The sequence below is a fragment of the Microcoleus sp. A003_D6 genome (assembly GCF_036702825.1).
Lineage (GTDB): Bacteria > Cyanobacteriota > Cyanobacteriia > Cyanobacteriales > Microcoleaceae > Microcoleus.
In genome coordinates this window covers 1-10,046 of the sequence record NZ_JAUBWA010000180.1, presented here as the reverse complement: position 1 = coordinate 10,046, position 10,046 = coordinate 1, and the positions used below count along the sequence as shown (strand labels likewise).

The following is a 10,046-nucleotide window of genomic DNA, read 5'->3' as shown; positions in this document are numbered from 1 at the left end:
TAAACTCTGCTGTTGCTGATGAGTCGGATAAATTCTGTATTGATACCTTGCTTTCATTATTTCCCGTTACTTACTTAAGCTGTTCGACATCTAAATTGCATTTTTTGTGCGGGCGAGACGCCCACCCCACAAGAACTTTGTCAAATTTTGACTGTGCAGTTTAAATGCAGAACAGCTTACTTTATTCTACTAGGCTTTACCAACAAAATTAGGAGACTTCAAAGAGAATTAAAGCCGTCTTGAAAGACGGGGCTTGTATCCCAATTTCTTGGTCAATAATTCACGCTCGATCGATAATTCGCGCGACCTTTGCTGACAAATTAGCTTAAATCGACTACGAACAATTAATGTAGAACATTAAAGCTTCAACTTTATACTGCTCCCACCGCCACTAAATGGGTATAACTCTGGGCAATTTCTGCGATGAATGCTAAACCGATATTCGGATTAGGGACGGGTTGTTGACATCAAGATTTTCCAATAATCATCAGAAAAATGGGTAGAAACCCCGTGCTTTTAGCACGGCTTTACATTAATTTAAATCCCCTGGCGGGGTGGAGGGGTATGGTTGCCCCTCAGATGAGGTATGGTTGCCTCAAACTCCCATTTCTGGGGTAAAGTTAGCTTGTCGGTCAAGGTTTTCTGAGTTTGCGCCGGCTAGCAGCACTACTGAGCGTGACATTAAAGTTGTTTAACTACTAGCGACAGAGCAGGGGACTAGCTTCGCATTCGCCTGGTGTCGTGACTCAAAAAACGTAGTCAGTTAAGACTTAGGCCGGTCAGGATGGCTTGTTAGATGTCTCTTTCAAGCCTCATGCCGTCGGGGCTGAGGTTCCTGACTTAAGACGCTCGATCGCACTCTCCGACTTTGTACAGAAATGCCTAGTAATGACTGGCTCTGCGCATCGGTTTTTCGGAGCGGCTGCAAGTAGAGAACAAGTATATTATATTTGCACTTTGAGCGACTTCGGCCCGACAGGGGTAGAGAAATTGAACAGAGTTTTACCGACGCCCTTCAAGCCGGCGCGCGGATTTATACATTCTAGTTTATGGTGCGATTGCCCGAAGCCTTAAGCTTTCTCTCGCTTGGCGGTCGAGACTCGATCTAACCGCAGGTACAAGAAAGCTCCAATAATGCCACCGGTACGGAATTTATTTTTCTTCTAATTCGTCTTCTAGCGAGTGGCCTAATAATCTTTCCGATACATTGGCCCGAGGGTAGCCTGGCCCCACATATTTTTCTACCAGCATTAATAACTCGCTTTCGCCAAAAGGTTTGGTATAGAAGTCTGTAGCCCCGGCCATGCGGGCTTTAACGCGGTCGATAAATCCGTCGATGCCCGTGAGCATCACGATCGGCGTCTGCCGGAAAGCGCTAGAATTGCGCAGCATAGCGCAAATTTCGTAGCCGTCGAGTTCCGGCATGGCAATGTCGCACAAAATTAAATCGGGTTTGAGTGGAAAAACCAAACTCAGGGCTTGGAGGGGATTGCCGATGCCAGTAGCTTCGTAACCGTGTTCGTTTAAAATTGACTCGACTGTTTTGCGAATAATCTTGTCGTCGTCAATACAGACAACTCTCTTGACCTTGGTTTCTGGAGACGACCATTCTTTTTTGTTGTTTGCCGGGGCCACAGAGGTCTCGTAAAATACTTGCACCAATCCCTGCTGCACGAAGGGGTAAATCGCCTTAGCGACAGTCAGCACGTCTCGGTTCAGGTAGCGCGCCATTTGGCGGATAGAAGTGTGGCCGTCGGCCCAGCGTCTGAGAGTATTAAAGGTATTGACAGGCAGCGCGACTCGGAGCTCGGCGGGGTCTGAAATCACCGGGCATTGGTTGGGCGACTGAATGTGAGGGTGAAACTGCTTCCACTGCTGCACCTGTTTGACAATCTTCGTCAGCAGCGAGCTAATTTCTAAGCTGGTCAGTTGAGGAGCCAAACCTGGGCCCATTTCAAAAGTGAAGGAACCCTGGTGGAGGCTGAGCAAGTCAAACAGGGTTTCGTGGATCATGCTGTGGATGATGTTGCGCCCTTGAGCTGGGGTCAGGATGTGGTTTTCTAGCAGGGCCCACAGGTAGCCGTATTCTGGGGCATTGGTAGATGCCATATAGGGAACTTGGATTTTGTCGAGGGCGGTGTCTGCTTTGTAGCGGCGCAGGTAGTCGCGCAAGCGAAACAAACTTCCCGCACTCTGGGTAGCGTAAATAATCTGACCGTTGAAGCAGAAGACATACCAGGATTGTCCTGCAAGTGAGCGCTGGGTAGGTTGAGTACCCGTGCTGCCGGTGGAACTGTAGGCCTCTACGAACAGTTCTCCGGTTCGCTGACCTAACTCAATCAATTGCAGGATGCTGCGGATGTCAATTTCACTCAAATTTCCCTGCATGCAACTAAAGTGTCCTCTTTAAAACCGTTGGCGTCTGATCTCGGAAAGACTTTGTGCTGGCGCAAAGATTGACTTGAGTTTCCGTCAATAATTCACGCGCTGATGCCTTTGGCACAATTGGCAATTGACGAAAGGGATCGCAGCGGCAAGCCGCAGGCTCTTGCGGCCGCGCTACCAGTCCACAAGCTGAAACCGCGAAACTCGCGGCATTCTCTAAGTGTAGAGTTTCACCTTGTATTCAAACTGTCGCCTAAACTCGTAGAATCCACATCGCACAATTGCACGGGCTCGCGCGAGTGTGCAACGCTGGCATTCCTGACTGGTTCAAGTCTTCGATCGCCAAAGTTTTGAAGTTTTTGGCTGAGTATGCCGTCAGTTTATCCAACACATCTTTGCGTAGGTCAACTTCAAAATACCGAAGATTCTATGGTTTTACCGCTGCTACCAGCCTCCGCGCGCCCATCGCTCCCCGATGGGAACTTGAGGCTAGTCTGTTGGGTTGGATGAGTTGCGATCGAGGTTTTTTTTGGGTTTGCCACAGCCCTAAAATCAGGTGCAGTCAAAATGAACCTTTGTTGGCAATTGTCAGGAAAACCCTCACTGCCGAGCGACCTTTTTGCTCGCCCGCAGCGAGCGTCACAGGCTCGCGTCATTTCCCTATTCTAAGGCAGCGCGGTTCAAATCCCTAGTCAGCCGGAGGATGGCGCCGGCTTGGGGGCAGCGAGGGCTTTTCTCCAGGGCGATCGACCCGCAACTAAAGCCTGGTACAATCAATAGAAAGTTTTTGACCTTTTTCAGCTTTGGGCTGCTTCGGGTAGTGTGAGAACCCCGGTCTTTTAAGCCGGGGATGAAACCTGCGTTTCAGCCTTGAGGCTGCCAGCATTCTATGTTACAATGATCGTGCCGAACAAGTAGGCGTATCAACTGCGTCAGGAACTCAGGGCTAAAGCCACGCTCGCTTGTAAGAAATTACAAGTTGTTCTGACCAGACCCCCCTGAGCTCCGTCGAAGGGGAGACGTTATTCAGGTCACGATACCGGAGAATGCGACGCCAGTTTTGGGCTCTGTCATCTGCAATTAAACAGTTTTAAAGTCACTGAAACAGTGTTGCAGGTCTAACAAGCCTTTATAACCAGGTCGAGGCGAACATTACCCGAAAGGGATTCGGAGACAACCATATCTCCACAGAGGGGCAACCATAGCCCTCTAACCCCGAAAGGGGATTCAAGGCGGTTGAAACCGCCGAGTCGTTTTCCTCTCAGGACTAAAGTCTCGCTCGCTTCCCACTTACCGAGTGTTTTTTGTGACAAGTTATCCTAGAGGGTGTCAAATCCCAACCAGCAAGACACTGCCAGCATAGCTGAGCAAGACTGTGGCACAGGTAAATAAAAGCAGGATAAGGAGCGTACCTAACTCGCTAGTGTTGACGCATTGCTAACCAAAGCATGAAACAAAAGTAAAAGTAAGCGCGATCGCAGTATCGAAAGATAGTTGTTTTGAGCGTCTAGAGGTGTCTTGATAGCACCATTAAGAGTGTCAAAGCTTCTTAAAAATCTCCGTGCCTTAATAGTCGGAGAGTATCAAGGCAGTCCCCGCTGTGAGAGTTTAGTCCTGTCGATTGATTTGCTGAATTTTACGGTGATTATCCGCACAATAGAAATAATCGCGCTTGGTTATCACGTTTTGGTAAAATCAAAGAGATCGGTATTGCACCGTGTCTGGTTCGTTTGAGTGGTGATATATCGACCACTCAATTAAGACAAACCAGCGTCAAAACCAAGACGTGAAAATAGGTGTTTAAAGCGTTATAGGCTATTGCCTATAACTTTGAGGGATTCCTCCTTTACCGCTTGCGGCAAAGCTATCGTTACACATTCATCATTGCTCAGCAGTGTTGAGATGTGTTCAGCGTAAATGAATCAGCTAGTCTTTAATCAAGCGGCATTGATACTGCTCTATCATTCGTCCATAAAGCGGGCGCAGGCAGTTCTTTCGGGACGCTCTCGGGTGAGGCACTGCTATGGGTGAGTGCTGCTATAGTTAGGAAAAAATGCTATTCCGGGATTGAGCCAACGACACCAAAGAGTAAGATTTAAGTGGCAAAAAGTTATCCTTACTTGCCTATACTTATTTACTTTAGGTAAGTTGACTAAAGATAACACTGCGTGCGATCTTTAGTTGAGAAGCTTTGGCGATCGCGAGATAGCCTATTTATATTGGGATTAGCCGTCTACCCAACAGCGTTGTCAGTAAACACCACTTATCTTTTAGACCTTTAAGTAGCTTAAAGTAAGTTGGGATAGGTTTTACGAAGCAGAGGACTATTAGTGTGCTGTATCTAGCGGAAGTACAAAAACAGAGAAGCGGCTTTGGTCTCGGTGGCGGTAAGGCTGAACTGAAACTGCTAGCTTGTCAGCGGGGCGAACACAATTGGAGCGCCGTACCGGGCGATGACGCGATCCCAGTTGAGGAAGCTAATAAGTTTAACGACGGCACGCTGGTGCTGGTGGAGTTGAGCGCTAGCAAGCAAGTGCAGCGGATTCAGGAGGCGGCCCGCCAGTTGGTGAGCATTCTGCAAAATTTCTCGCGCTTGCAGGACAAGTTTAAGGATAAGGAAGAGGAAATTGAACAGTGGAAGGCTTCTCTGACGTTTTCGAGTCAGGAACTCAATCGCCGGGAAATGGAAATGCAAGCCCGCGAAGAGCAGTTGGCTCAAATGGAAGACGAGTTGGAGCGGCTGGAGGCTCAGCGCTCGGAAATTGAAAATACTCGAGATGAAGCTAACCGACGGCGAGAAGAGGTCGATCGCAGCCGCGTGGAAATGGAGACGGCTTGGGAACAGTTGCGGGGCGAGCAGCAGCGGGTGGCCCAGCAGCAGTCTCAGGTTCCGCAGGGGGCGGTGGTTGACGAGCAGCAGGCGAGGAGGATTCAGGAGTTGATGAACAAGCTGGGAGGGGCAATTTCTTCGGCCCTTGGGGTTCGGGAACAACTGAATCAATCTTTTGGTGTTGTGGGGGCTCAGCAGGCAATTCTGGACGTTCACTGGCAGCAGTTGGAGCAAAAACGGGCCAACGCTCAGCAGCAGCAAGAAGAGGTCGATCGACAAAATCAGAGCCTCCAAAACCGCTGGCAGGAGTGGTATCAATCTCAAGATGCTTTGGCCGGGGCTCGCGCGGATCTTAAAGGGCAGCAAAGTACCCTCAGCGCTAAGCAGGAGCAGGCTCAGTCGGTGTCTTTGCAGGTGCGGGCTGTGGAGGAACTCTACCAGCAAGTTTCCAGGCTCGCATCTGCTTCGGGTGCTGCGGTTGCGGAGCAGAGAGTAGATGTGTCAGCTCTGGAGAAGATGTCGGTTGAGGAGTTGCAGGGGCTGGTGCAACACCTGCAACAGGATTTGGAAAAGGTGTTCCGGTTTGTTAACGATCAAGAGGAGGAGTTGACTCTCCAGCGGGAGACAATTGAGGAGCTGCAAGGAAAAATTCAAGCGGCTTCCGAGTACGATCGCATGGCTTTGGAAAATGAAATGGCAGATGAGCTGGAAAGTTATCAGATGTTGAACGAAACTCTGGTGGGACAGCGCCTCCGCTTGCAGGAACGGGAAGATGTTTTGAAGCAGCATCAGGGGGTGCTGTGGCGCCGCTTGGGTACTGCCAATGCTCCAAAACAAGAGCCAGGAGATATGGATTTGGGGCCGCTCGTCGCACAGCTCAATTCTCACCGGCAGCAGCAAAGCCAAGAATTGCAAAGGCTGGAAAACGAAATTCAGCAGTTGCAGGAGGCTATATCTCAAATTGAGGCAAATGTCAACCGCCTTCAGGGGGAAAGTGAGGCGAAACGCTACGAACTCAAGCAGTTAGAGCAGAATTTGTTCAACCAGAAAGGTGCAGTGGCGGAACTCTGGGGCCGGGTGAATGTTTATCAAGAAATGTTGCAGCCGGTGCAGGATAATTTGAAGGGGCTCGGCCAAAAGCTGGAATCGGTGGCGGGGGAACTCGATCGCGTGCAGCAGACTGGAGAGCAGCAAGATATGGATATAGCTCAGTTGCGGCAAGTTATTTCGGGTTTGTTGAATCTGCCTTAGCCGAAAATTAAATATTTATAACGATCCAAGGGTTTTCCACTCGGGCGATCGCTCCTCCAGGAAATGGATCGGTTTGCGATCGGTTGGGTGCCAAGATTAAGCTGGTTAGTTTTTCTACGCTTTCAAAGCTGGGTGCGGAGGGCAATATTTGTTGCAGTAGCTGTCGCATTGCCCGCCGCTGCAATGCAAGGGCTGCTTCGCGCAAAATCGGCCGATTTAACTTGACGGGCAGTTGAAATTTCACCGGGTTGCTGTCTGCAATTGGAGATATTGCTCGCTGTAGCAAGTCGCTGGCTGCAAGTTCGAGGTATTCTACGTCGGCGCGGAGGAGTTCGGCTGTTTGAGCTAGGGCTGTCGATGCTTTTGGGTTGAAATGAGTTTCTAAATAAGGCAATAATTGCGATCGAATGCGGTTGCGGGCATATTTGAAGTCTTGATTTGTGGAATCTTCCCAAATCGGTAGTTTTTGCTCTTGACAAAATTGACCTGTTTGCGATCGGGTTATTTCCAGCAAGGGACGAACCAAGTGAATTTTAGATTTTGGATTTTGGATTTTCGATTGAGGATTTTCATCCATATCTTCCAATCTAAAATCGGCAGATATTTGGGAGTTGGGATTTTCGCCGGAATTCCCCAATCTAAAATCTAAAATCGGCAATCGAAAATCGGCAAGGGGGCGCGTCCAGGTGAGGGCAGAAAGTCCGTCGGCGCCGCTGCCGCGAATCAGGTTGTAGAGGAGTGTTTCGGCGCGATCGCTGGCTGTGTGGCCTGTAACAATGTAGGGGTAGTTGCGGGCGATCGCGATTTCGGTTAAAGCTTGATACCGCCACTTTCTGGCGGCTGCTTCAGTTTTAGGGATGTGCGAGGCTGTTTGCAAATAGTAGGATATTCCCCAATTCTCAGCTAAGTTTTCTACATGATTGGCGTTAGCTTCCGAGTCTGAACGCCAGCGGTGATCGCAGTGAGCAATCGCTAGATTCCAGCCCCATTTTGGCTGCAAATCTAGCAGTAATTTAATTGAGCACAAAGAATCTTGTCCGCCGGATACTGCTACTAACAATCGCTGATTTGAAGGCAATATTTGTCGGTGCAGCAGCGTCCGGTGCAGTTGAGCGTGGAGGTGCGTCCAATTGGAAGGTTCAGCCATGAGAGCAGTTTTTCATTAAGAACGGGAAATCATTAGTCATTAGTCATTAGTCATTAGTATGAAGGATGCAGTCACAAGCTCCTCAACTCAAAACTCTCAACTTAAAACTCAAAAATATTCCCCTTCCTCTCTCTCCTAAGTAGCAGCTTAGCTCCACATTCCTAGACTGTGGGGGTGACTGTCTGGATACCTAGAAATAGGAAAATCATTACTTATTTGTGTTGAGTCGCTGAGATTTAATTGCTCATCTTTATCGGTTTGCTCTGAGCTATTTTGGTCGTATGCTTGCGCGGTGTCTGATTCTTCCATAGCGGCAGGAAGGGCTTTTTGTTCTTGTAGTTCAGGTTCGTCGATCGGGCTGAACTCCAGACGCATCCTAAGTTTGCCTTTTGTCCAGGGTTTCCCGGCACTTAACACCTCGCAATCCATGCCGTCTGAGAATAATTTTTCTTCTACCAATTTTGACTGCATAATGGTCATAAGTTCGCTGACTTTGAACGTACATTGATACATCAAAGCGCTGGCAGGAGCAGACAAAACATCGTCTTCTTTGAGAAATATTTGCGAGTCGTCCATATCAATTGTCCTTATTTTAATGAATGAAGGAAGTTCGGCAACGGATTTTGTAACGGATGTAACGGATGTCAGGAAGACCGAAGAGGGAAGAGGGAAGAGAGAAGAGGGAAGAGAGAAGAGGGAAGAGGGAAGAGGGGGTCAAGTTTTACACTTTCGGTAGTTGAGTAAGGTGGGGATTGCCCACCCTAAGACCGGAGATGATATTAATCCCTATTCTTTGATTTATGCTGTTTTTCTGTGGCTGATTGGTGGATCGGGAATTAGAAAAACCAACCGTAGGAATGCAAACCTTTGCCTAACAGATTGACGCCTAGATAGCAAATCCAAACTACCACAAAACCTGTGGCGGCTAAAATTGCTGGGCGTCTTCCCTGCCACCCGCGAGTAATGCGGGCGTGCAGGTAGGCAGCAAATACCAACCAAGTAATTAGCGCCCAAGTTTCTTTCGGGTCCCAACTCCAGTACGAGCCCCAAGCTTCGTTAGCCCAAACCGCACCGGCAATAATGCCAACTGTCAACAAGGGGAATCCTAAACCGATGATGCGATAGCTAATGTTATCAAGAGTTTCTGCTAGATTCAAGCGCTGGGGCGAGAGAAGTTCTGCGGTTTGAGTTGGGGCGGTTGATGCGGTTTGAACGGTTGCTAATTCGAGGACTGCGGTGGTGCCCAAACCGTTATTGTTGGAGTTGAAAGAGGGTTCGCTGAAAGCTAATGCGCTGTCGGCGGTTTCTGCAATTTGAGGTTCGGGGTTTTGAGGGCGTTGGAGGCGGTAGTTGCGGTTGCGGTTGCCGTTGGTGCCGAAGGAACTACCGGTGAGTTCGATTTTTTGGCCGCGGGTGACGATTAAAAATGCGATCGCCAGTAGCGCTCCTACCATTAAAGTTGAGTAACTGAGCATCATGACGCTAACGTGCATCATCAGCCAGTTTGATTTGAGGGCGGGTACTAGGGGCTCTGCGGATTGCATGGTTGCCGGCAGAGTCAGGGCGGCAAAGGCGGATATTGCCATTGCTACGGGGGATGTGGCTACTCCTACCAAGCGGGAACGGCTCATGTTTTCCGCGACTAGGTGGATGGCGGTGATGCCCCAAACTAGGAAAAATAGGGATTCGTAGAGGTTGCTGAGAGGGAAGTAGCCGGCTTCTATCCAGCGAGAACCGAGTAAAGCGGCGATGGAGAGGTTGGCGACGGCCATTCCTGCGGTTCCCAAGGCCGACAGGTAGGGAATGCCGGGGAATGCTGCGCCAACCCAGTAAACGAGCATTGTCGCGAACAAAACGGCAAAGGAGATGTTGTCCAGCCAGTTCTGGAGTACAACCAGATCCATAAAAGTTACTCCGGTAATGTTTTTACTTATTTTTGCTAACTAGATCGATCGTACTGGGGTTGGGCAGTTTTGGGTTTGGGATTTTGAATTTTTGTGGCAATTATGAGTTGTTGGCGGTTGTTGAGGCGGGGGCGGGCGATCGACCCATTTACGCCAACAAACACCTCAAACGCTCTCCCCATCGGCTTCCTGGGTTATGGGACGGTATTTGGTGCATTTTTCTGAGAAAGAGTTGAAGGAATTGGGTAATGCTTTAGCAGAGAATGTGCTTGAGGTTTTACCCGAATGGTTCACCGACTAACCTCGCAGTCTAACGGTGAAGTTGAGCGACATCTGATAGCCTCGAACTGTCACAGATAACCTCCGAACCGTCCGCACTAAAGCAGCGTTAACTAATACTATAATAGACCTCTTGCAAAAATAACTAGGACGGGCAAGATGCCCGTCCCACAAAATTTTTTTTTCTTGTGGAATGGGCCGGAGAGCCCGTTCCAGAATTTGATTAAAAGGATTTTTGCAAGAGGTCTAA

General features: G+C 49.1%; 7 protein-coding genes. 1 reads left to right on the top strand and 6 read right to left on the bottom strand.

Going from position 1 to position 10,046, the window contains the following annotated elements; translation table 11 throughout:
- Both QUB70_RS32815 and QUB70_RS29785 read right to left on the bottom strand, forming a co-directional pair.
- On the bottom strand, positions 1-57 hold a 57-nt coding region (locus QUB70_RS32815; protein WP_442927853.1), incomplete at its 3' end, for a helix-turn-helix domain-containing protein.
- 1,095 nt (positions 58-1,152) lie between these two features.
- A complete protein-coding gene (locus tag QUB70_RS29785; protein WP_332985290.1) occupies positions 1,153-2,388 on the bottom strand; it encodes a response regulator in 1,236 nt (411 codons plus the stop codon).
- Between the two features lie 2,329 nt (positions 2,389-4,717).
- Between QUB70_RS29785 and hmpF the strand changes: the two genes are divergently transcribed.
- Positions 4,718-6,466: a pilus motility taxis protein HmpF gene (gene hmpF / locus QUB70_RS29780; protein ID WP_332985289.1), complete on the top strand. Its 1,749-nt coding sequence runs from the start codon at positions 4,718-4,720 to the stop codon at positions 6,464-6,466.
- 7 nt (positions 6,467-6,473) lie between these two features.
- Here hmpF and tilS read toward each other — a convergent pair whose 3' ends face one another.
- The 4 genes from tilS to QUB70_RS29760 form a co-directional block, all read right to left on the bottom strand.
- Positions 6,474-7,613 (bottom strand): tRNA lysidine(34) synthetase TilS, encoded by a 1,140-nt coding sequence (gene tilS / locus QUB70_RS29775; RefSeq protein WP_332985286.1) that lies wholly within the window; start codon positions 7,611-7,613, stop codon positions 6,474-6,476.
- A gap of 147 nt (positions 7,614-7,760) precedes the next feature.
- Positions 7,761-8,189 carry a KGK domain-containing protein gene (locus QUB70_RS29770; protein WP_332985285.1) on the bottom strand — a complete coding sequence of 143 codons (429 nt, stop codon included), beginning with the start codon at positions 8,187-8,189 and terminating at the stop codon, positions 7,761-7,763.
- Positions 8,190-8,449: 260 nt separating this feature from the next.
- A complete protein-coding gene (gene ccsB, locus QUB70_RS29765) occupies positions 8,450-9,517 on the bottom strand; it encodes a c-type cytochrome biogenesis protein CcsB (RefSeq protein ID WP_332985284.1) in 1,068 nt (355 codons plus the stop codon).
- Positions 9,518-9,552: 35 nt separating this feature from the next.
- Positions 9,553-9,699: a hypothetical protein gene (locus QUB70_RS29760; protein WP_332985283.1), complete on the bottom strand. Its 147-nt coding sequence runs from the start codon at positions 9,697-9,699 to the stop codon at positions 9,553-9,555.
- Positions 9,700-10,046: the final 347 nt, after the last annotated feature.

Excerpts from the sequence above, each read along its gene's own strand:
- QUB70_RS29785 (WP_332985290.1), bottom strand. The coding sequence starts at position 2,388 with ATGCAGGGAAATTTGAGTGAAATTGACATCCGCAGCATCCTGCAATTG.
- tilS (WP_332985286.1), bottom strand. The coding sequence starts at position 7,613 with ATGGCTGAACCTTCCAATTGGACGCACCTCCACGCTCAACTGCACCGG.
- QUB70_RS29770 (WP_332985285.1), bottom strand. The coding sequence starts at position 8,189 with ATGGACGACTCGCAAATATTTCTCAAAGAAGACGATGTTTTGTCTGCT.
- ccsB (WP_332985284.1), bottom strand. The coding sequence starts at position 9,517 with ATGGATCTGGTTGTACTCCAGAACTGGCTGGACAACATCTCCTTTGCC.
- QUB70_RS29760 (WP_332985283.1), bottom strand. The coding sequence starts at position 9,699 with ATGGGGAGAGCGTTTGAGGTGTTTGTTGGCGTAAATGGGTCGATCGCC.